This is a genomic window from Chelatococcus sp. HY11 (genome assembly GCF_018398335.1).
GTDB lineage: Bacteria > Pseudomonadota > Alphaproteobacteria > Rhizobiales > Beijerinckiaceae > Chelatococcus.
On sequence record NZ_JAHBRX010000001.1, the window covers coordinates 1,968,731 to 1,991,149 of the forward strand.

The window sequence follows — 22,419 nt, forward strand, 5'->3', positions numbered from 1 at the left end:
GACAAATTTCTCAATCTTTTCAAGAGTATAATTAAATAATACCTTGCCAATCGCGACGCGACATGGTTCGGTGATAAGCTTCTCGGGGCTATCGCTCGCCGTTGGCGGTGTGGGGACCGTCACAACCCGCGATGCTGAGAGTTCAGAGGGCCGAAGCCCTCGATCGCCTCCGCCCCCGGACATGGTGATCGAGGGCGGGCCCGCTCTCTTGAGACGCAGCGCGCCGCTTCTCAACGATCTGGCCCACTTCCACAGCTATTAGGGCTCGATCTTGGCCATGGTCCTTGACGCTGGAGCAGGCTCGGCTTGCCTTGAACAAGCGAACGCCATCCACGTCAGGTTTGCTCCGTGCGACGCGCGTCCGGCGCTCTCAAAACGGATTGATGTAGTTCAGAATAGCGATCTGCCGCAGGAGCACCTTGCGGATAACGTGGGCGGGCTTGACATGGCTGGTGAATATCGCTGCCTCCCCTGTCGCCCCTGCTGGCAGCAAGCTTGCGAAAGCCCGGTCATCCAGCCGCATCCGGACGACGAAGGGAGCGGACTGAATGGCGACTGGCGCGACCGCCACCCCCGAGACCTGAGTCTGGCCCGTCGCGATCGCCTGCAACACACTCTCGACCCGCCCCGCGAAGATCTGGCCCGGGGCAAATTTGAAGGTGATCTCGACGGGTTGTCTCGGCTCCACATAGCGCGCATCGATCTGGTTGATTTCGACCCCGATGATCGTGTCCGACGTGTCGATAAACGCCATCACCGGCGAGAGCGGCAGATTGCTGACACGGGCACCCTTGCGAAGCGCAACATTGGTCACATAACCAGCCGCTGGCGCACGTACCGAGGTTTTTTCGAGATTCCACTCGGCGCTGACAAGTTGCGCTTTCAACTGGTCGACCTCCGCCTGCCGCTCCTCGACATCAAAAGCCCGCCCCGTGCCACGGGCCTGCAACTGTGACATCTGGTCGAGACGCGTCTCCTGAAGCTTAAGCTGTGCCTTCAGCGCATCGACTTGCGCCTGGAAAGGGACCGGATCAATCCGAAACAACAGATCACCCGCCTCGAGCGGTTCATTGGCCTGAACAGGAACCTCGACAACTTCTCCCGCGACCTCTGGAACAATAGCAACCGATTGACGAACCACCAGCGCCGGCCCCTGCGGCGCGCCCCAGTTCATCGGTATGAACAACCCGACAAGGAGCAGTAGAAACACAATGACCGGCGAGACCTTCCAGAAGAGATTGAAAGGAACGATCCTCAGCTTCACCAAGATGAACAGGAGGGCGAGATAGGTGTTGAGAAGGACGACGATCATCCCGTCGCCTCCGTCTCAGCCGAAGGCTGACGGGGCTTGGTGGGCATATCGACATAGGCCCAGATCAACACGATGGGCCAGAACACGAAACCGAAAAAGAGCGTCACCCAACCGCCGACCGTGACCGCCTCCGCCCAGGGGTGGCCGCGCCTCTTGGCAATTATTCCCGGCAACATCGCCATGAAGATGACCACGAAGGCTGAACTGGCGACCAGAACGATAAGAACGATCCACGCGAAAATATCCAACCCGCTCATCGCAACTATCTCCCGTTGCAGCCCCTGCGCGCAGGTGGAGAAACAAGCTTCCCGCCATTCGTTCAGACCACGGAAGCATGCGCCGGATGTCGGCGTGGAGCAACATGGAAACCGCGACCGCGAGAGCCTCGGCGGACAACCCGCCTCCCCCACGCCAGCAGCGTTTCTCCGTCATAGACGTTATCCGGATAGTGTTCCGACAAGCCAGAGGACGACGCGTTAAGAATTGGCCCGGACCCAAAAGGACCCCGCGAAATCCGACAGATCATAGCGGCAGCCTTTCAGGAAGCGGCTGTTGGCTTTGATAGCCCCATTTTGGGCAACCCGGAGACGCTGGGCTTGCATCGCAACTCATATCGTAATAAACGAAGTTACATGAAAAGAGACAGTCGCCTCTCCTCGGTCCTGCACGCACTTCTGCACATGGCCGCCCATGACAGGCCGATGACCTCGGACACCCTTGCGGCTTGCATGGGAGCCAATCCGGTTGTGGTCAGGCGCACCATGGCGGGTTTGCGCGAGGCGGGCTTCGTGCGCTCCGGGAAAGGCCATAACGGCGGATGGACGATCGCCTGCGATCTTAGCACCGTGTCACTGCGGGATATTCACCAGGCTCTCGGTGAACCCGCGATCTTCGCGATCGGCAATCGCAACGAAACGCCGGAATGCCTCGTCGAGCAATCCGTGAACGCCGCGCTGGACGATGCTTTCGCGGCAGCCGAAGACCTGCTGATGCAGAGGTTTGGAAGCGTGACCCTCGCCGCGTTGGCCGAAGACTTCTCACACCGTCTCGCCGCGCGCCGACACAAGAAGGATCTCCCTCATGTCATATGATGTCATCGTCGTTGGCGGCAGCTATGCTGGCATGTCCGCCGCGCTGCAGATCGCTCGCGCGCGGCGCAATATCATGGTGATCGACGCCGGCGTCCGCCGCAATCGCTTCGCAGCCCATTCCCACGGCTTCCTGGGGCAGGATGGGGTGGATCCGGCGCAGATAGCCGCCACAGCCCGCGAACAGCTCGTTGCCTATCCCAACGTCGTGTGGACGGAGGGACAGGCTGACCATGCCGCAAAGGACGATCGCGGCTTCACTGTCATGATGCGGGATGGTGCGGAGCATCGCTCCAGCAGGCTTGTGCTGGCGCTTGGCGTGACCGACACCTTGCCAGAGATTCCTGGATTGCAAGAGCGTTGGGGCAGGAGCGTTTTTCATTGCCCCTACTGCCACGGCTTTGAGCTCGGCGGCGGGCCACTGGGCGTGTTGGCTGTCGGCGACGTGTCGATGCATCAGGCGATACTGATCCCGGAGTGGGGGCCGACGACGCTTCTCACCAATGGCGCGTTCGAACCAACTTCCGAACAGCTCATGGAACTTGATAGCCGATCCGTCACCGTCGAGCGAACACCGGTCGCCCGCATCACGGGCGGAGCCGACGTCGAACTCGCTGACGGACGCGTGCTCTCACTCGCCGGTCTCTTCACCGCCAGCCGCACGCGGCCCTCCAGTTCGCTCGCGGATGATCTGGGCTGCGCGCTGGACGAGGGTCCGCTCGGTCCATTTCTGCGCACCGACGCGATGAAGGCAACAAGCATTCCGGGCGTCTTCGCCTGCGGCGACGCGGCACGGGGAGCGGGATCCGTATCACTCGCCGTCGGCGACGGAGCGCTCGCCGGAGCGGCCGTTCATCGATCTCTGATCCTTGGATAGCGTCGATCGGTCCCCAACAGGCTCGAACACGCAGCTCCCCCATGCCAACTGAGGCCTCAACGGCATAGCCCGGCCTTTTCAGCGGCGGATATCACCCGAGCCCGCGCGTGGCCTCCGCCACGCGCTCAATACGGGCGGTCAAATTTCACATAACAATAGTGTATTTAAAAAATCTACCCTGTGAAGAACGTATTTAATTGACAAATTTCATAGACCGTTGGATTTTATGTGTACTGGCTCGTTTTGAGGCAGCCGCGGGCATTTGAGCTAGCAGCTTGCGCCGCGTTACCAAACGCTAAAGCGCCACGACATCGTTTCGTGGGCCCTCATTGATGGAGGACCTTATGCACCATTCCAGCATTTGCATCCGCTCTCGAGCCGTTCATTTGAGCTGTCTTCGGATCGCGCGTCGGAATTCGTGTCGCTGAACGAAATATTTCAAGCAAGCACTCTCTACAGCTAAGCCGTTTCTTCAGAACTCCGATGTCTAGACGACTTTCGGTTCGGTTTTGATCGCGCGTGCGAGGCGTATTCTCATCCCGTCAGCTCATGATGATCTGATCGATATCGCAGGACCACTCTCGGGGAGGTGGAATCAATGTCTTTTCGTATGAATCTACGGTTCGCTTCAGCGGCCGCAATCGCGCTTCTACTTTCAGCTCCGACCCTGATCACGCCGGTGTCAGCCAATACGCAACCCGCCACTAAGGCCGAGACGCGTGAAAGCCCTCTTGTTACGACCGAATGGCTTGAAAAGAACATCGATGATCCGACAATCCGGCTCGTTGAGGTCAGTGTCGAACCCGGGTTGTTCGAGCGTGGTCATATTCCCAGCGCGCAAAATATTGTCTGGCATACTGATCTCGTTGATACGGTGAAGCGCGACATCGCTACACCCGAGAAGTTTCAAGAACTTGTCCGTAAACTCGGAATCGACAAGGATAAGACCGTCGTTCTCTATGGCGACAACAACAACTGGTTTGCGGCCTGGGGCGCCTGGGTCTTCGCCAGTTACGGCTTCGACAATGTGAAATTGCTGGATGGCGGTCGCAAGAAATGGGAGGCAGAGAAGCGCCCCCTTTCAACGAAGGCGGCCAGTTTCCCTGCTTCGACGATCACGCTGACCGGGGCAAATCCCAAAACGCGGGCGCGCCTCGCCGATGTCGTGCCTATCGCGAAGGGTGATGCCGATGTTACCCTCGTCGATATTCGCTCAGCCGATGAATTCAATGGCAAGATCTTTGCTCCACCCGGCTCGGCTGAGCTATCGATCCGCGCAGGCCATGTGCCGAACGCCAAAAATGTGCCTTGGGTGAGGGCCGTGAACGAGGATGGCAGTATCAAGCCCGTGGAAGAGCTTCGCAAGCTCTATGCGGATGCAGGCATAGACGGGTCAAAACCAATCGTTGTCTATTGCCGCATCGGTGAACGCTCCAGCCACACCTGGTTCGTTCTGTCCAAAGTCCTTGGCTACGACGTCCGCAACTATGACGGATCCTGGACGGAATATGGAAATACCGTTGGCCTTCCTATCACCAACGTCGCGGGCACGGTCTGGGGCGTGAAGTAACCCCGCCTCTTCTTCACGCCTGGGCACCGCGCGAGGCAGGAACGCCTCGCGCGGTGCCGCCTTACGCGCAGGGATATGCGCACTGAATAACTCTACAGAGGCGCCCTTCGCGTGAATTCTCCATCGATCGCACAAGCACAGTCCTCGGCGACTGGCATTACCCCTTCCCTTTCTGCCGTTGCCGTTGCGGTGTTCATCGCAGCAGCGCTTTTCGCCGCAGCGGGTTGGATCGACGCCCGCGCCGACAACGGCCCGACGCTGGCCTTGTCCCTCGTCCTCGGCTCGGCTTTTGGCTTCGTGCTGCAACGGTCGCGCTTCTGCTTCTTCTGCGCGTTCCGCGAATGGCTCGACGAGCGTAATCCTGCCGGCATCCTCGCCATCCTGGCTGCATTGGCCGTCGGCCTCGCGGGATATGCCGTCATTTTTGGCGCCTGGCTGCCTGATCCATCAACGGGACGTCTCGCGCCGGATGCCTTCATTGGACCGGTGGGGCCTGTCCTGATTCTTGGTGGCGTGGCTTTCGGCGCAGGCATGGCGATCTCGGGTTCTTGCGTCAGCGCCCATCTCTATCGCCTCGGCGAGGGATCGCCCACCGCACCTTTCGCCCTCATCGGCACCGCGGTCGGCTTCATTCTCGGTTTTCTCGCCTGGAACAGCCTCTACCTCGGCTCGGTCAGCGCGGCGCCGGTCATCTGGCTCCCGAACCACATCGGTTACGCCGGCACCCTGATTGGCAGCCTCGCGGTGCTCGCGCTCCTCGCGCTGGTCCTGATCCATCATCTCAGGGCGCGCCCCGATCATGCCGCCGAGATCCGGCCTATTTACTCGGTCTTCGTCCGGCGCTGGCCCGGCTGGCTCGGCGGGCTCGCCGTGGGCGCGATCGGCACGGTCGCCTATCTGCGGGTCGCCCCCCTCGGCGTCACGGCCGAACTCAGCGGCAGGGCGCGGCAAGGTGCAACAGCGGCCGGACTGCTGCCGGAACGCCTGCTCGGCCTCGACACCTTGCGCGGCTGCGCGGCTCTGGCCCGGGACGTGCTGCTCACGCCGAACGGCCTCTTCGTCGCCGGCCTGATCCTGGCCTCACTGGCGGCCGCGCTCGCCGCCGGCCAATTCCGCCCCGCGCGGCCAACATCATCGCAGGTGCTGCGCGGCCTGATCGGCGGCATCCTTCTTGGCTTCGGTGCGATGGTGGCCCTCGGCTGCTCGATCGGAACGCTTTTGTCCGGCATCATGGCCGGCGCGTTGTCAGGCTGGGTCTTCGCCATCGCGATGCTGGCCGGCCTTGTCGCCACGTTGCGTATCGGGCGCCGCCTGAACCTGCTGCCGAAGGCCTGATGCGGCCTTCGACGAAGATGTCAGGCGGGCTGTCGCGCTCATGCCGCGTAAGCGGCAGCCGGCGACACCCGACGCGTGATCACCTTCTCGATCTCGAGTACGATCATCGTGATCACGCCAACAGCAATGATCACCAACCCATCGGCAAACGAGACGGGTGCGCTGTCGAACAGCTCGTGCATGAATGGCACGTAGGTAAACGCGAACTGCGCCACAATAACGACGGCGATCGCACCAAGGACGGCGGGTGTTCCCATCGCGCCGATCAGGCTGAACGACGTCATGTGCAGGTAGCGGACATTGAAGAGATAGAATATCTCCATCACGACAACCGCATTGACGACCATCGTGCGGGCTTCGGCCTCGGTGTATCCGCGCCCAAGGGCATAGTAGAACACACCGAAGACACCCAGCATGAAGAGAAACGAAACAAAGACGATTCGCCACACGAGAAACGGTGACAGGATCGGGGCCCCGCGCTTGCGCGGTGGACGCCGCATCACGTTCGGCTCGGAGGGCTCGAAGGCGAGAACCAGGCCGAGCGTCACCGTCAGGATCATGTTGATCCACAGGATCTGCACGGGTGTCATCGGCAATGCAAGACCGAAGATGATCGCGAGCACCACGCAGAGCGTCTCACCACCATTGGTGGGAAGCGTCCAGCCAATAACCTTGCGGATATTGTCATAGACCGTACGGCCCTCGTGAACAGCTGCCACGATCGACGCGAAATTGTCGTCGAGCAGCACCATCTGCGCCGCTTCCTTCGCCGCCTCCGTGCCCTTGCGGCCCATGGCGACGCCGACATCCGACTGCTTCAGCGCCGGCGCATCGTTCACGCCGTCGCCTGTCATGGCCACGATATGCCCGTTCGCTTGTAGCGCGCGCACGATCCTGAGCTTGTGCTCCGGCGTGGTGCGCGCGAAGACGCTGACCTCCTCCGCGACCGTGCGAAGCTCCTCATCCGACAGAGAATCCAGCGCCGCGCCCTCGATGGCCTTGGGATCGTCGGCGAGGGCGAGCTGGCGGGCGATGGCCGCAGCCGTGCCACTGTGATCGCCGGTTATCATCTTCACCGCGATGCCGGCCGCCCGACACTCCGCCACGGCGGCAACGGCCTCCTCGCGCGGCGGATCGATGAAACCGACGACGCCGAGAAAGGTGAGACCGGACCTGACGGTCTCAAAGGCCATTCTCTCAACGTCGGCACTCGGGACCATCGTTGCAAAGCCGAGAACCCGCTCGCCAGCGGCGGCGGCGGCATCGATGCGCTGTTGCCAATAGGCGAGATCGACGGAATGGCTTCCGCCCGGACCGGCCTGATCGATGCACATCGCAAGCACGCGTTCGGGCGCGCCTTTCACGAATATACGACGTTCCCCGTCCGGCCCCTCATGGAGGGTCGCCATAAAGCGGTGCTGCGCGTCGAAGGGAATTTCATCCAGTCTCGTCCAGGTCTCGCGCACGGTCTCGGGATGGAGCCCGGCCTTGGCGGCCAGCGTCACGAGCGCCCCCTCCATCGGGTCGCCGAGGACGGACCACTGCCCGTCCTGCTCAACGAGCCGCGCGTCGTTGCACAGGAGCGCGGCGCGGATCAAAGCGTCGCGCGCGCTGTCCGGCGCGGCCTCTCCACCATCTTCGGACGTCAGCTTGCCTTCAGGCGCGTATCCGCCACCGGACAGTTCAGTCACGCCGTGCGCCGTCGCTACGCGTCGGACCGTCATCTGGTTCTTGGTCAGCGTGCCGGTCTTGTCGGAACAGATCACCGAAGTGGCGCCCAGGGTCTCGACGGCCGGCAGGCGGCGGACGACGGCATGGCGCGCCGCCATGCGGCGAACGCCGATGGCCAAGGTAATGGTGATCACCGCCGGCAACCCCTCCGGCACCACCCCCACGGCGAGCGCGACGACGACCATCAAGGCTTCGACCCAGTCGTAGCTGCGCGCCAGGACGGCGAAGGCAAACAGCGCCGTCGCTGTGCCGATCGCGAACCAGGTGAATTGCTTGCTGAATTCGTTGATCTGGCGCAACAGCGGCGTCGTCAGGGTCTCGACCTTGCCGATGAGATCGGAGATCCGGCCGATCTCCGTCCCGGCCCCCGTCGCCACCGCGATGCCATAGCCCTGCCCCGTCGTGACGAGCGTGCCCGAATGCAGCATCGCGAAGCGGTCGCCCAGCGGCGCGCCCTGCGGAACCATCCCTTCCCGTTTCTCGGCGGGGACGGATTCGCCAGTCAGGATCGCCTCATCCGCAGTCAATCCCCGCGCCCGCAAGATCCGGATGTCGGCGGGCACCTTGTCGCCGGCCTCGAGGACCACGACATCGCCCGGCACGATATCCCGCGCATCGATGGTGTGGCGCTCGCCCTCGCGCAGGACGGTCGCATGCGGGGCGATCATGTCGCGGATCGCATCGAGCGCCTGTTCGGCGCGCCCTTCCTGCACGAAGCCGACGACCGCGTTGACCAGGACGACGATCACGATCACGGCGCCATCAACGACATGGCCCAGCAAGGCTGCAGCGACAGCTGCGCTGAGCAGGAAATAGATCAGGGCATTGTTGAACTGCGCCAGAAAGCGGACGATCGGATGGGTGCGCGCGGCCGCTGGCAGCTGGTTTGGTCCATGGAGGTCGAGGCGGCGTCCGGCCTCCTGATGATCGAGACCATCGGCGCTGGTTCCAAGCGCAAGGCAAGCCTCCTCGGCGGATCTTGCGTACCAGCTGTTGGATAACGCGCCGTCGTCGATCGCTGCGTTGGATTTCAAATCATCGGCGACCGTCGCGTCCACCCACTTCGCCGCCATGAAACCTCCTTCTCGGCTCCGCTAACCTCTTGATGACGGCACAAGCCGGTCAGGGCGCAAGCACCGTCCCATCGCCACGCTCTCTGCCATAGATAGCCGCGACGAGCATCGGCAAACGTTGACTTAAATCAAGTGACAATCGCGATCCTGCCGCCATGTCCCCATGCAGAACAAATGCCGGCCCGGCACGCGACGAGGCGATTGATGGATATTTACTGTTCTTCTTCTGTCCATATACGCGCTATCGCCAGATATCGAGGTTGTTTCCAACGACGGCATCCCGAATTCGCGACAAGAATGACAGAGCGATGCGCAGAGATTTGCAGCGTCATGGACCCGACGGCTCTAGGCTCGATCGAGATCGAGCGATCGCCAAGGCAAGGTCGACCTAAGGCTGAAAGTATGGCGGCGCGGGCTCCCCAGCGTCATCAAGTCAGCCGCGACGCGCCGATCCCCTCAGGGAACGGTGGTGCCGCAGGCGCCGGGTGCCCAACCGGCAGATGGCGACACGTGCGGGCCAAGGGAGCATCGCCTTCCCTCGTTGACCCCACCCGACCTCGCTGACGCGAGGCCACCCTCCCCAATGGGGAGGGATCAAGTCAGAGCCTTCCCCACGTCAATCCGGCCGATGGGTCCTCCGGCCCTACTATGGTCACATTGCAACACTTCACAGAGTGGACTTCCTCGTGAAGTGCGTGCTCTCGATTGGTTGGCTGGAGGCTGCCAGTTCGAGGGTGCGCTCCAGCAGGCCTCCGAAATCCGGCGATTAAGGGGTAGGCATAAGCGCCAGCGCTTGTGCCGACGCCGCAGGCATCACAAGAACCCGCGTGGCGAGACTGTCCGTCGCGAGACCGTCGACGCGACGATCAAGTCCGCTCAGCGGAATAATGTCAGCGCCTTGTCCGGAGCATCGTGCCGAAGCTGATGAAACCAACCCCCTGGAAGATGAGGTCGATCGCGAGAATGGCTCCGAGCAGGACGAGGCTGTTGCCGGGCCAGGCGGCGTAAACAACGATGCCGACGAGGAGCGTGAGGACGCCCGTCGCGACAATCCAGCCCCAGCCGCTCTCGGGGCGCGCGGCGAAGCCCACCCAGATGCGGAAAATGCCCGCGACCACGAGCGTGACAGCGAGCAGCAGCGTCAGCGCGGCCGAAGCAACGAGCGGATTGTAGAAGGCGATCAAACCGGCAAGCGCATAGAAGGCGCCACTCAGAAACCAATAGAAGAAGCGGCCCCATGTCTTGACCTGGAATGCATGCACGATCTCGACGATGCCGCCGATCAACATCATCGCGCCGATATAGAAGATCGTCGCGACGGTCGCCAGGAAGAGATTGGCCAACGCGATGACGCCCAATAGAATCAGGCCCACGCCAAGCGCGACAAACCAGCCCCATTTACCACGGACTTCCCCTATGGCAGCGCCAAGGGAGGGGGAAGCTCCTGTATGTCCAGCCTGTGTCATAGGTCACCTCGAAGTAGACCGGCAATCGTGCCCAAGTAATTATATTTCGGTAATTATATCTCATTAGCCCGATGGCTGGAACCTCGAACCGGGCACGACAACCATCTGGCGCGGATTGAGGGCGGGCAAGTCCGTCCGAATGTCCTGACTGGTGACACCCGTCATATCGCCACGTATCCGCGTGAGATGCTCCGCCAACGCTCTGCCGTCATCAACTGTCCAGCCGGGAGCCTCGCTCTTGGCGAAAAGCGCTCGCTCAAGCCCCAGCGTGGCGGACGCCAATTGGGGTTCAGCCGAGGGAGGCAAACGCCGCCGCCAGATGGAGAGAGCGCGGTAAATCCGGGCCGGATCTTCGCCACCACACGTCTTGATGAGGTCCTGGAACGCTTTGCCCTCGGACGCGACGAAACGGCGTCTCCTGGCGCCAAGCCATAGATGCGCGCGTCTCAGGCCGGCCAGGAGCAACGCGACCGCTGCGATGGCGCCCAGCCCCAACGCGGCGAAGTCCGACCATGAGCGCCGCCCGAGTCCCAGAATATGCGCGCCCTCATCCGCCGCAGCCGTCTGCGCGGGAGCCGCGGCGATGGAGAGCGTCAGCCCTGCGCCGGTCGCAGTCTTCAGGCTCGCGCCGCGCAAATCCCACCACGGCTGCGTAACCGCCGGCAAGGTCACCGTGCCGGCGCGCGCGAAGACATAGGTGATGGTGTCGCGGCGATGCCCGGTGACAACGCCGCGGTTCATTCTGTCGTCGATCTCAGGATCAGATTTATAGGCACGGACGCCGTCCGGCGGCGTCAGGTCGAGGTCGCGCATCGCGAGCCCCGGGACGTCCGAGGCCGCGCGCGTGATGATGCGCTGGATCGCATCGCCGGCTTTGAAGGAGCCGCGCGGATCCGGGGTCCACGTCTCGGCCAGGGTGAGTTCCCCTGTCGCGACGACCGGCGCCGAGGGATCGACACCCGCCGGCACGACAGATGTCACGGAAACGGGCTGCCCCCCGGCAGAACCGGTGACATCACCATTGCGGTCGAGCAAAGCGACCTTCGCCGGAGGGATGTTCAGAACCCCGCCCCTGCGCGCATAGATGGCGAAGGTGAACCTCTGGCCCGCATAGGGCTCGCCGCCGATCCGGTCGGTCAGCGTCGTGCCCTGGCTCTCGAAGCGGAAGACCTGCGCCCCCTGGATATCCGGAATGGTGACCCGGGGCGGCCTTGGCATCTCTTCGCGGAACAGCACGTCCACGTTGAGCGCGATACGCTGACCAATGACAGCGCTATCTTGGGGGCTGAGACTTGTGCGCACGACGACCGGTGGCGACGAAGCCACATCCTGCGCGACCCCGGTCAGCGGCATCAAGAACAGCCCCAGAATCAAAAGCATCCATGCCCATCTCAAGGCGAGTTCCCCCTCGCTGAGCTCGCTTGCAACTGATTGGCGAAGCGGGCACGCAGGAAGTCGGCGGGTTTGGTGGCGACACGTTTGAGCCAGAGCGCGCGAACCTGTTCGTCGCTCATCGCGGTCGCGCTGATCTCCGTTTCCTGGCCCGCCGTGTTCTTGGCGTCCTTGTCGTAGACGATCTGATCGGCCCCCTCGCGCTGGTCACCGGCATCGCCCCCCGGCGCCTTCATGCGTTCCGCCCGCAGCGCCGCCAGATTACGGTTCGCGGTGGCGTCGGCCCAGCCGGGACGCAAAGCTAAAGCACGATCGTAACGGGAGACGGCCTCCTGATAGCGCCCCAGCATGACCAGCGCGTTGCCCTGGTCGAAGGCTGCCTCCGCTCCCTCCAGGCCCGCGAAGGCCTGCTCCGCTTCCTTGAAGCGTCCGGCCCGCATGAGGGCGGCACCGCGCCAAAGCGGATCGATGAAGGCGTCGGCGGCATCGCCGTAGTGTCCCCGCTCGAAAAGCCAGCGTCCCCGTTGGTCGGGACTGGCCCAGAGGGCCTGCCAGCCGACCATGCTCCAGGCGGCGGCGAGCACAAGCAGGCCCGCCGCCAAGGCAAGGACCAGCGGGCGTCGAGATAGGGTGCCGAGCTGCCTTGCGATCGTCCTCATGAGAGCACCCAGCCACGCCGGAACCAGCCGAGAACCAGCAAGGCGATGATCGGTGTCAGCCAGAAGCCGGCCTCCTGCCACCCCTGCCCCTCGCCGGGAGGCGGATAGGCATCGCCGCGCGTCTGAAGGGAACGGGCGAGCGCCTCGACATCGCTGTTGTCCAGCGTGAGCATGGCAACGTCCGCGTCGAGGGCCGTGGCCGCGGCCCTGAGATCAGGCGCGGCGCCCGCGCGTTCCGGCGGCAGCATCTCAAACAGGGTGACCGGGGGAGCCGGCTGCCCGGCAACCGGGGTCACAGCGGGCGCGGCATCGGCGAAGACAACGATCGATCCGCCTTCCTTGCCGTCCGCGAGGACCTGAGCCGCCAAGGCTATCGCCTCGCCCAACGCGTCGCCTTCGCGTGGCATGATGTCGGGCGCCAGCGCGTCGGCCATGCTGAGCACGACATCCCCGTCCGCCGTCGGTGGCAGCACGAGATGGGCCGAACCCGCATAGGCGACAAGACCTGTCGGCGCGCCTTCGCGCAGTTTGATGAGGTCGGCGATCTTCTCCCGCGCCCGATCGAGCCGCGAGGGCTGCAGATCGGACACCATCATCGAGGGCGTCACCTTCAGAACAAACATCGCCGGCCGCGCTGCGGCGGCGAAGGGCGACGGAACCTGCCGCCAGGTCGGACCCGCGATGGCGAGGATGCCAAGGAGCCAACCCGCGAGGAGGACGGAGCCGGGACTGACCCTGCGCCCCGTGTCGCCGCCGACCGTCAGGTGGCGGAGCAGGCCCGCATCGATGACGGCGCGCCAGCGCGCCGTGGTATCCGCGCTTCGCCACTCCATCCATCCGAGAAGGACGGCCGGCACCAGGAGGGCGAGCCACCAGGGCCGAAGGAAATGGAAGTCGGCAAGAGCGCCTGTCACGAGCTTGCTCCCGCAACGGCCTGACGTCTCGGCCGGGGGAGGAACCGCAGCCCTTGCACAAGCATCGAGAAGACGGTCAACGCTGCCAGCGGCAGCCAGAAGAGCTCGACCTTCGGCTGAAAGACCACCGTTTCGACCTTGCGCGCTTCCACGGCGTCGATGCGCGCATAGATATCAGCGAGTTCATCCCGGTTCAGCGCGAGGTAGTAGCCACCGCCGGTCGTACGCGAGACATCCTGGAGGGCCGCTTGATCCAGCTTCTCCTCGCCGGCGGCGGTGGGATCACCGATCGCCACCGTGTGAATGACGATACCCCGGTCCGCCGCGACCCGCGCCGCCTCGGCGGGCGGAACGCTGCTGGCGGTATCGTTGCCATCCGTCAGCGCGATCATGGTCTTCGCCGGCGCGGCCGATTTGGCGAAGAGGTTGATGCCAAGGCCAATGGCGTCACCGAAGACCGTGCGGGGGCCGGCCATCCCGACCTCCATCTCCCGCAGAAGCCGTCGCACGAGATCAAGATCCGTGGAAAAGGGCACGAGCGTGAAGGGCGCGTTGCCGAAAACCACGATGCCGACCCTGTCGCCTTGCCGCCGCGCCAGGAAATCGTCGAGCACCTGTTTGACCGCCGACAGGCGGTTGATCTTCGCACCCGTCGTATCGGTGAAGTCGGTCGTATCCATCGAGCCGGAGAGGTCGACGAGCAACAGCAGGTCCCTGGCTGGCTTCTCGTGATGAATGGGTGGCTCGATCCACTGCGGCCGCATCACCGCGAGGATCGCCAGACACCAACACAGGATGAGCGCCGTCGTGCGCCAAAGCCCCCGGCGTCCCACGCTCCTGCCCGGCAAGGGCGAGGCTCCGGTCAACGCGGCGAGTTTCCCGAAAAAGGGAACGCGCAGGCCGGGCCGGTTCTGCGTCCAGGGCGGCGCGAGGAGGTAGACGGCGAGCGGGGCCGGCAGGAGCAACGCGACCCAGGGGTAGGCAAAGCTCAGCATCACGCCTCTCCCCTTACGTCATCGCCGTGATGGCGGCTGATCCAGCGCTCGGCTGCGGCCGCTATCGCCACACCATCGCTGCGAACCGGAGCGCCGCAAGACAGCGCGACGAGATCACGGCCGGCATCCGTGCTGAACGCCTCCATGCGGCCCGAACGGTCGAGAAAGCTGAGCCATGGCTCGCCCGTCAGGGCCGCGACGTTTTCGCGGGGAAAGGCGACGAGCGCCGCCCGCTTCAGCACCGCCGATGTCGCCTGCGCCCGCCCGGTATCCGTCGCCGGCCCGATCGCGCGGAGTTCGCGCAAGGCGGCGCGCCGATAGCCATTATGCCGATAGCGCGCGATCATGCGCGCAATGAGGATCGCCAGACAGGCCAGCAGGACAAGGCCCAGGATCCACCAGCCCGACGCGGGTGGCCAGTAGGGGATCGCCGGCGGCAGGACGATGTCGCGCAGATTGGCGAGATCAGCTGGATCCGTTGTCGGATTCATGGCTGCGTCCTCCCGCCCGCTCGCCGTCCCGGAGCCAATCGCCGTCCCAATTGCTCGCGCAACTGACCGCTGACATCGGCGGCGGTCGACAGGGTCAGGATGGGGATGGCGCGCCGCCGGGAAAAATGCTCGATCCCAGCCCGGCGATCCACGAAATCGGCCGAAAAGCGCCGTCTGAGCCCGGCAGCGGTGGTATTGACCTCGATCTGCCCAGTCCCCTCCGCGAAGACCGCGCGGCCAATCGGCGGCAGGGTGCTTTCAAGGGGGTCTGATATGAAGATCATCAGCACGTCGTTATGCGCCGTGATGCCGGTCACGAGTTTCACCGTCTCGGCGTCCGCGCCCCCCGCGTCGGTGATGAGGCAGACCAGACTGTCGTGCTTCGCCACGCTCGCGGCGCGTTTCAAGGCCTGATTGAGGAGGCCCGGGTCGGATGGCCGCTCGTCCCTGGCGGTGAGCGCGTTGTTATGGCGAACGAGCGGCCCGAGAATGCGCATCACGCCCGCGTTGCGGCCCTGCGGGCGGATCTCCTCGATCCCGTTCTCGGAAAAGATGATCGCGCCGACCCGATCGCCGAGCACGGTGACACGCCAGGCCGCCAGCGCCGCCGCCTCCGCCGCGACCACCGATTTCATGGCGCGTCGTGAACCGAAGAACATGGACAGCCTCTGGTCCACCAACAGGAGAACGCTGCGGTCCCTTTCCTCGGTGAAGACCCGCACATAGGGGGTGGCGAGCCGCGCCGTCGCGGACCAGTCGATGGTGCGTGTGTCGTCGCCTTCCGCGTAGTGACGCAGTTCCTCGAAATCGAGGCCGCGTCCACGCAGGCGCGACGCGTGCCGGCCCGCGAGAAGGCTGTAGACGGGCTGGCGCGGCAGGAAGCTGAAGCCCTTGGCGTTGTGACGCAGGCGCAGCAGCGCATCGAGCGTGACATAGACGCGGGCCTCGTCCATGTGGGCCTCGTCCAAGCGGGCCTTCCCGATCATCACCGCCTCCCGCTTGCGGCCCCTACACGGCGACCGCGACCTGCCTCACCAGTTCGTCGATCACATCGTCCCCGCGCACCCCGTCGGCGCTCGCCTCGTAGCTGAGGGAAATACGGTGGCGCAGGCAGTCGTGGACGATCGCCTGCACATCCTCCGGCACCACATAGTCCCGCCCTTGCAGCCACGCGTAGACACGTGAGGACCGGTCCAGGGCGAGCGTGCCGCGCGGGCTCGCGCCGATCGCGATCCAATCCTTGAGCTTGTCGCCGTAGTCCGTTGGCCGGCGTGTCGCCGCGATCAGCGCGACCATGTAGCTCTCGACCGCATCCACGGTCTTCACGGCGTCGATCTCCTTGCGCGCGCCGAAGATCGCGCCCTGGGGGAGTTTGGGCGGCGGAGCCTCACCCGTTCCGGCCTGTTCGCTCCGGACCAGCCGCAAGACCTTGGCTTCGTCCGCATCGCTCGGGTAGTCGATCCGCACATGCATGAGGAAGCGATCCATCTGCGCCTCAGGCAAGGGGTAGGTCCCCTCCTGCTCGATGGGGTTCTGGGTCGCCAGCACCATGAAGAGATCCGGCATCGCGTAGCGCGTGCCGGACACGGTGACCTGCCGTTCCTCCATCGCCTCGAGAAGAGCCGACTGGACCTTGGCAGGGGCGCGATTGATCTCATCGGCCAATACGAGATTACCGAAGATCGGGCCCTTGCGAAATTCGAAGCGGCCTGTGCCGTCGGGATCGGTGCGATAGATCTCGCCGCCCGTGACATCGGACGGCAGGAGATCCGGCGTGAACTGGATCCGGCTGAATTCGGATTCGAGCGCCTGCGAAAGGCTCTTGATGGCCCGTGTCTTGGCAAGCCCCGGCAGGCCCTCGATCAATACATTGCCATTGGCGAGAAGCGCGATGACGAGACGCTCGACGACGCGCTCCTGGCCGATCACGGAGGCATTCACACGTTTCTGGAGCTCCAGGACAGCTTCGCGAGGCGTCATGCCGTTCCTCATTTCTGGAATGGATAGATGACCTTCCAATCGTTCTTCATATCGACCACGGTCCAGCCGCGCTGGGGCGCCTGATCGAGCGCCTTGTCGAGGCGGCCGACCTCGGAATTGCGATCATAGGCCCACTCACGCACGGCATCGGTGTGATGAACCAGCAATCCAAAACGCGGGCCGGTGTTGAGCGTGGTCCACTGCAGCATTTCGAGATCGCCGTCGGAGTTGCCGGCGGCGAAAACGGGGCGTCGGCCGATGAAGCGATTGATGCCGACCGGCTTGCCGGGGCCGTCATCAACAAATTCAACGGCGGGAAGCTTTTCGATGACCGGCTTGTCGTCGTTCAGCTTGAAGATCGTCTTGCCACTGGAACCGACGATCTGCTCTGGCGGAATGCCATAGGTCGATGGCACCCACGGCCGCATGAACTCGATGCCTCCGCCGGACACGATAAAGGTCTTGAAGCCATTGGCCCGGAGAAAATTCAGAAGCTCCAGCATGGGCTGGAACACGAGCTCGGTATAGGGTCGGTCGAACCTCGGATGGCGGGCGGTGGCCAGCCATTTACGGACGATCGCGTCGAAATCCGTGACCGATAGGCCCGAATGGGTCAGCGCGATGATATCGAGGAGGCCCTTCTCGCCGAGGGCGGCAAGCGCGGCACGATCCCCGTCGATGACAGCCTTGAATGGCTGCGTGTCGCGCAGCGCCGGATTCGTCGCGCCCATCTCCTTCACCCGATCCATGGCGAAGAGGACCTGGAAATACATGGGCTGCTCGGACCACAGCGTGCCATCATTGTCGAAGGTGGCGACGCGCTCCTCGAGGGGCACGAAATCGGCGCTCCCCTCGGTCGTCACCCGACGGACGAAATCGAGGATCGCGGTCTTGGTCCTGCCATCGTTCCAGGACGGCAGAGGGTCGCTCTGGGCGATGGCTGGCGATGGCTCGAAAGCGCCAAGGACCGGAGCCAGCGCGAGAACGAGACCAAAGCCGAATGCCGCCAGGCTACGCCTGCTCCAATTCCGGACTGTCGTGACCATCGTTCCGCCCTCCCTTTCATCAGCGCCCGGTTATCCCCACGTCACAGCGGCGGGGCTCGCCGCAGGCAGCGAAAACCGACATGGCTGGTCGATGTATCGACCGGCTCGGCGTGGCGAGCGGCAGGCCGATAGCGCCGGCAATAGTTCGGGGCGCACAGATGCGAGCCACCCTTCAACACCTTGCGTGGAATGGCGATCTGCGGCTGCCGCGGGTCAAAACTTGCCTCGCGGGCGCCGCCGCGCGGGTTGACCGGCACGCAGCAAGCCTTTGGCGCGTCGTCGGGATGCCGACTAGACCACCAGTCAGCTGTCCATTCCCAGACGTTGCCGATCATGTCGTAGACCCCGTAACCGTTCGGCGGAAAACTCCTGACCGGAGAGGTGCGCTCGAAGCCGTCTGTCGCGAGGTTCTCGAACGGAAACTGGCCCTGCCAAGTGTTGGCCATCTGGCGCTCGCCGGGATTGAGTTCATCACCCCAGGCGAATTCCGCGCTGTCCAGGCCGCCACGCGCCGCGAACTCCCATTCGGCCTCGGTGGGAAGCTCCTTGCCCGCCCATTTCGCATAGGCCTCAGCATCCCGGTAGGCGACATGGACGACGGGATGATCGTCCAGGCCAATGATGGAACTGCCCGGCCCATAAGGCTTGCGCCAATTGGCACGGAAGCGGAAGCGCCACCATTGGCTCCAGTCACGCAGATCGACGGGGTGGTCGGGTGGCGTAAAGACGAGCGAGCCGGCCTTCAGCATCCCGGGGAGCGCGCCGGGATAATCTTTAGGCTCCGGGCGGATCTCAGCGAAGGTCACATAATCCGTGGCCTCGACGAAAGCCCGGAAATGCGCGTTCGTCACAGGTGTTTCGTCGATGAAGAAGCCGTCGACAGTCACGCTATGGGCCGGACGCTCCTCCGTATAGTGCTGGTCGGATCCCATGCGGAAGGTACCGCCCTCGATCCAGATCATCGGAACCTCAGGCACAGGTTGTTTCACCGCTGCGTGCCTAGGCCCACGGGATAGCTTGCTCAAGGCGCCACTCCTGCCAATGACCATGACATAGCCCGCACTTTCAGTCCCCCACGCTGATCGGCAGGGCGACGGTGAAGAGCCCGACCGTTCCTTCCTGGCGGTTCTTCGCGTTGAATTCCCGAAAGACCTTCACACGTGTTGAAATCGGCGTCTTCCCCGCGGCGAAGTTGTAAGCCACTGTGCCGCCAAGTGCCGTCACGCGCCCCTCATAGCCGCCGAGTGTCGCCCCGGCGCCGCTGTCGCCGGACACCTGCTGATAGTGATAGCCCAGAAGCCCGATGGACAGCTCTTTTGTGAGTGTCTTGGTGGCCGCCCATTCGACATGAAATTCCGTGCCGGTCCGATAGTCGGTGACGGGATTCTCACCGTTGAAGGTAAAGCCCGCTGTCGCCGAGAGATCGATGCCGAGTTCCGGGTCAAACCAGGTCAGCGCACCGGACAGGTCCGCGGCCCAACGATTGAAGGACAGATTGGCAAGACCGCCTTCGCGATAGTCGCCTATCGGCACATTGACCAGCAGCGTCGTGTTCCAGTGGAACTTGCCGGAGTGCCAGCCAAGCACCGCCGATACGACGGGGTCGCCGAACATCTCGGCCCTGTCGCGCAACGTTCTGCCGACGCTGCCGCCAAGACGCGGTCCCGCGAGTTCGACGCCGGCTGTGGCCCCGATCCTGCCGAATGGAACCACCGCCCCGATCGCGATATTGGCGCCAAGCACCTGCCAAGGCGTCACCCAGGTGGCGGTCACGAAGTCGGCGCGCGCCTGCCCCTTCACATTGGCGACGACGCGCCCGCCGGATGGGAAGGACTTTCCGCCGCCGATCTTGCCGTCGTAGACATAAAAATCGTTCTGGAAGTAGAAGCCTGGCGGCGGCACGAAACCGGCCATGGGCCCACGGCTGCCAAGCAGGTAGAAGCCGATGCCGTTCTCGGCCGCTTCCGCCGGGCGGATCGCAGATGCCGCGAGAAAACAGCCGACCGCCGCTGCGAGATACCGCCGCCTGATGACACCCGCCTGCCGCCAATGCGACTGCTCACTCATAGTGGGCCTGTTTCCCTCACCAACCTGCTGGTGACGCTAGGATTCGCCAGCCAGAGACCTCATTTGAGTTTCGTATTATTGAACTGCTTCGGCTTATTTCACGATCTGACCGATGAAGAAACCGGCTGGAAGCAGAGCCTGCGGATAGGGCGCGAGGACCGTCAGAATCACGTCAGATTTTGCAAGCTGACGCAACCTCCTCACACCCGATGCGTCTTTCAGCCGAGCAAGCCACGCCGAGGCTCAATACAAGAATCGCACACCTCCCAGTGACGCGAATCTACAGGAGGGTCATGCTGTCCGTCCAGATATGCTGTTTACACCCATCTTCTCCCCGGCGCAGAAGCAAACAAAGGGATCTTTTATTCAAATACTCTCATGCGGGAAAAGCCCTGAGGCAGGCGCGCCTGCCATTGCGCCATCGCCGAGCGCCTGGGCGCCGAACTTCCCCACATTGCGGGAATAGCGCGATCGCGAAACCCCGCCAGTATCCTTGAAAATGGCTTACTTGAGCCAGATCCCCACCACCGCGACGCATGAGACGGGCATTGACGATCCCGGCCATATAGCATTAACACTGCGCCGCCGAAGCGTGGCGCGACTTTTGCCAGATCTGGTTTGGGCCAGGCTGAAGTGGCCGCCTCTGCTTCATTTTGGCACCGATCCCCGGCCCAGTCCTCCAGCTGGGCCGGGGACAGTCCCGCCTTGAAATCGTGTTGTTCCTAAATGGGACCGTACAGTGTCTAGTATACAAGATCGCCATTATGCCCGGGACCGCTATCTACCCTTGCATACGCGGACTTAATTCACAGCCCGGCGAAAGCCTTGAGAATATTGCGGCGTATTGAGATCCTTGTACGGGACGTCAAGTCATACGGTAACACGCTCCGCATTGCGCTTTTTTGTGCTCAATTTTTGTCGGGCGTCCCATATTGCAACTTTAGCTTAACAATCGGCCCATAGGTTCTCACTTGCCCTCTCCCCCCGAGGGCAGGCCCCGGTCGTTTTGACCCATCCCCCCAGGTTGGTCATGAGTACGACCGGGGCTACCCGCAGGGAGCCTGCCGCGCGCCTAGGCGATGGTACCCCCAGGCTTCACCTCGTGTCTCCGCGTGAGCGCGGTCGAGGTATTGCCCACGGATATACAGACCCGGACGCCATGATGGCGCGGGCAAGGGACGGGCCCTATCGGCACGGATATGGCAGATTTCGAAACGTCAGCGGAACCGTCTTCCCGTCAGCGACTTATTGTCAACGCATGGTCAATGGTATGGGTTTGCGCGCATGGATATCCTGAACAACAAGGATGCAAATCCAGCGGGCCCCGCCACAACGGCGACGAAGCCCAACCTGAGCGAGACAATAGGCTTGCCGACCGACCCGGTCGTCATCTGCCTCGTCATTCTGGTAACCCTCGCCCTCCTCGCCACAGCCTATGTCGCGGCGGACATTATCCTGCCGATCGTACTTGCCTTCGTGCTGAAACTGTTGTTTCAGCCCATCATGCGGCTGCTCGAGAAGCTGGGACTGCCGCGCAGCCTGGCGGCGCTTTTACTGATCCTGGCGGTTTTCGGTGCCATCGTTGGCATCGGCGCCGCCATTTCCGGCCCGGCCGCGACCTGGGCGGGAAAACTTCCCGAAGGAATACCGCGCCTGCAGGAGCGTCTGCGCTTTCTCGACGAGCCGATCACCACGCTGCGGACCTTCCTTCACCAGGCGGACCGTTTCGTGCAGGGTGGCGAGGGCATCGGCAGCGCGGCTTCGGGCTCCGCCATCGCCAGTGTGCTCTTCAGCAGCACCACGCATTTCGCCGGCAGCTTCTTCGAGACCATCCTCATCCTGTTTTTCCTCCTGATGTCGGGCAACACGTTCCTGAAGCGGACCGTGGAAATCCTCCCGAGCTTCAAGGACAAGCGTCAGGCCGTCGAGCTGTCCCAGCGCGTGGAGGAAAACATCTCCGCCTACCTTCTCACCATCACCATCATGAACGTGGCGGTTGGATTGGCGACGGGCGTCGCCATGTGGGCCTGCGGACTGGGCGACCCCGTGTTGTGGGGTGTCGTCGCCTTCTTTCTCAACTATGTGCCGATCATGGGACCGTTCTTCGGCCTTGGGATCTTCCTCCTCGCCGGGCTCTTGAGCCTGGATCCGATCTGGGCAGCCCTGCTTCCCGCAGCGCTCTATATCGTCATCCACGTGATTGAGGGCGAAATCGTCACGCCCCTGCTGCTCGCGCGGCGTTTTACCCTCAATCCTGTCCTGGTGATCATCTCCCTGATCTTCTGGTTCTGGATGTGGGGGGTGCCGGGCGCCATACTCGCCGTACCCATGCTGGCGATCTTCAAGATCGTCTGCGACGGTGTGCAATCGCTCGCCGCTATTGGACATTTCCTGACCGGCGACGAGTGAGCTGGCACGGGACG

Annotated in this window: 19 protein-coding genes; 5 read left to right on the forward strand and 14 right to left on the reverse strand. The window is 63.3% G+C overall.

The features are described 5' to 3' along the window. Window positions 1-370 precede the first annotated feature (370 nt). On the reverse strand, window positions 371-1,312 hold the full coding sequence (locus tag KIO74_RS09080) for an HlyD family secretion protein (RefSeq protein ID WP_213331697.1): 942 nt from the start codon (window positions 1,310-1,312) through the stop codon (window positions 371-373). Next, the gene (locus KIO74_RS09085; protein ID WP_213331698.1) at window positions 1,309-1,569 is read right to left on the reverse strand and encodes a DUF3302 domain-containing protein; all 261 of its coding nucleotides are present in this window, start codon (window positions 1,567-1,569) and stop codon (window positions 1,309-1,311) included. The genes KIO74_RS09080 and KIO74_RS09085 overlap by 4 nt, the downstream gene beginning before the upstream one ends. Before the next feature lie 375 nt (window positions 1,570-1,944). On the opposite strand from KIO74_RS09085, the gene KIO74_RS09090 reads away from it, so the two are divergent. The 4 genes from KIO74_RS09090 to KIO74_RS09105 all read left to right on the forward strand — a co-directional run bounded on the left by KIO74_RS09090 (window position 1,945) and on the right by KIO74_RS09105 (window position 6,182). Further along, entirely contained in the window at window positions 1,945-2,403 is a 459-nt protein-coding gene (locus KIO74_RS09090; protein WP_213331699.1) for an Rrf2 family transcriptional regulator, read from the forward strand. Then, window positions 2,393-3,277 carry an NAD(P)/FAD-dependent oxidoreductase gene (locus KIO74_RS09095; protein WP_213331700.1) on the forward strand — a complete coding sequence of 295 codons (885 nt, stop codon included), beginning with the start codon at window positions 2,393-2,395 and terminating at the stop codon, window positions 3,275-3,277. The genes KIO74_RS09090 and KIO74_RS09095 overlap by 11 nt, the downstream gene beginning before the upstream one ends. Window positions 3,278-3,887: 610 nt before the next feature. After that, a complete protein-coding gene (locus tag KIO74_RS09100) occupies window positions 3,888-4,847 on the forward strand; it encodes a sulfurtransferase (RefSeq protein ID WP_213334716.1) in 960 nt (319 codons plus the stop codon). A 111-nt stretch (window positions 4,848-4,958) separates the two neighbouring features. Continuing rightward, on the forward strand, window positions 4,959-6,182 hold the full coding sequence (locus KIO74_RS09105; protein WP_213331701.1) for a YeeE/YedE family protein: 1,224 nt from the start codon (window positions 4,959-4,961) through the stop codon (window positions 6,180-6,182). Window positions 6,183-6,220: 38 nt separating this feature from the next. Here the strand turns inward: KIO74_RS09105 and KIO74_RS09110 are convergent, their stop codons facing one another. The 12 genes from KIO74_RS09110 to KIO74_RS09165 all read right to left on the reverse strand — a co-directional run bounded on the left by KIO74_RS09110 (window position 6,221) and on the right by KIO74_RS09165 (window position 19,996). Then, window positions 6,221-8,986 (reverse strand): cation-transporting P-type ATPase, encoded by a 2,766-nt coding sequence (locus KIO74_RS09110; RefSeq protein WP_213331702.1) that lies wholly within the window; start codon window positions 8,984-8,986, stop codon window positions 6,221-6,223. An 890-nt stretch (window positions 8,987-9,876) separates the two neighbouring features. Then, entirely contained in the window at window positions 9,877-10,452 is a 576-nt protein-coding gene (locus tag KIO74_RS09115; protein ID WP_213331703.1) for an HdeD family acid-resistance protein, read from the reverse strand. A 63-nt stretch (window positions 10,453-10,515) separates the two neighbouring features. After that, the gene (locus tag KIO74_RS09120) at window positions 10,516-11,832 is read right to left on the reverse strand and encodes a BatD family protein (RefSeq protein ID WP_213331704.1); all 1,317 of its coding nucleotides are present in this window, start codon (window positions 11,830-11,832) and stop codon (window positions 10,516-10,518) included. An 11-nt stretch (window positions 11,833-11,843) separates the two neighbouring features. Further along, entirely contained in the window at window positions 11,844-12,503 is a 660-nt protein-coding gene (locus KIO74_RS09125; RefSeq protein ID WP_213331705.1) for a tetratricopeptide repeat protein, read from the reverse strand. Beyond that, window positions 12,500-13,417: a VWA domain-containing protein gene (locus KIO74_RS09130; RefSeq protein WP_291979385.1), complete on the reverse strand. Its 918-nt coding sequence runs from the start codon at window positions 13,415-13,417 to the stop codon at window positions 12,500-12,502. Before KIO74_RS09130 ends, KIO74_RS09125 begins: the two co-directional genes overlap by 4 nt. Further along, on the reverse strand, window positions 13,414-14,412 hold the full coding sequence (locus KIO74_RS09135; protein WP_213331706.1) for a VWA domain-containing protein: 999 nt from the start codon (window positions 14,410-14,412) through the stop codon (window positions 13,414-13,416). The genes KIO74_RS09130 and KIO74_RS09135 overlap by 4 nt, the downstream gene beginning before the upstream one ends. Next, entirely contained in the window at window positions 14,412-14,903 is a 492-nt protein-coding gene (locus tag KIO74_RS09140; RefSeq protein WP_213331707.1) for a DUF4381 domain-containing protein, read from the reverse strand. The genes KIO74_RS09135 and KIO74_RS09140 overlap by 1 nt, the downstream gene beginning before the upstream one ends. Continuing rightward, complete coding sequence (locus tag KIO74_RS09145; RefSeq protein WP_213331708.1) at window positions 14,900-15,889, reverse strand: DUF58 domain-containing protein; 990 nt, start codon at window positions 15,887-15,889, stop codon at window positions 14,900-14,902. The genes KIO74_RS09140 and KIO74_RS09145 overlap by 4 nt, the downstream gene beginning before the upstream one ends. 22 nt (window positions 15,890-15,911) lie before the next feature. Beyond that, entirely contained in the window at window positions 15,912-16,883 is a 972-nt protein-coding gene (locus KIO74_RS09150) for an AAA family ATPase (protein WP_213331709.1), read from the reverse strand. Window positions 16,884-16,891: 8 nt separating this feature from the next. After that, on the reverse strand, window positions 16,892-17,929 hold the full coding sequence (locus tag KIO74_RS09155) for an HAD family hydrolase (RefSeq protein ID WP_213331710.1): 1,038 nt from the start codon (window positions 17,927-17,929) through the stop codon (window positions 16,892-16,894). Between the two features lie 41 nt (window positions 17,930-17,970). Beyond that, window positions 17,971-18,978 carry a formylglycine-generating enzyme family protein gene (locus KIO74_RS09160; protein WP_502762040.1) on the reverse strand — a complete coding sequence of 336 codons (1,008 nt, stop codon included), beginning with the start codon at window positions 18,976-18,978 and terminating at the stop codon, window positions 17,971-17,973. A 16-nt stretch (window positions 18,979-18,994) separates the two neighbouring features. Continuing rightward, the gene (locus KIO74_RS09165; protein WP_213331712.1) at window positions 18,995-19,996 is read right to left on the reverse strand and encodes a SphA family protein; all 1,002 of its coding nucleotides are present in this window, start codon (window positions 19,994-19,996) and stop codon (window positions 18,995-18,997) included. A gap of 1,284 nt (window positions 19,997-21,280) precedes the next feature. On the opposite strand from KIO74_RS09165, the gene KIO74_RS09170 reads away from it, so the two are divergent. Continuing rightward, the gene (locus tag KIO74_RS09170) at window positions 21,281-22,405 is read left to right on the forward strand and encodes an AI-2E family transporter (RefSeq protein WP_213331713.1); all 1,125 of its coding nucleotides are present in this window, start codon (window positions 21,281-21,283) and stop codon (window positions 22,403-22,405) included. Window positions 22,406-22,419 lie beyond the last annotated feature (14 nt).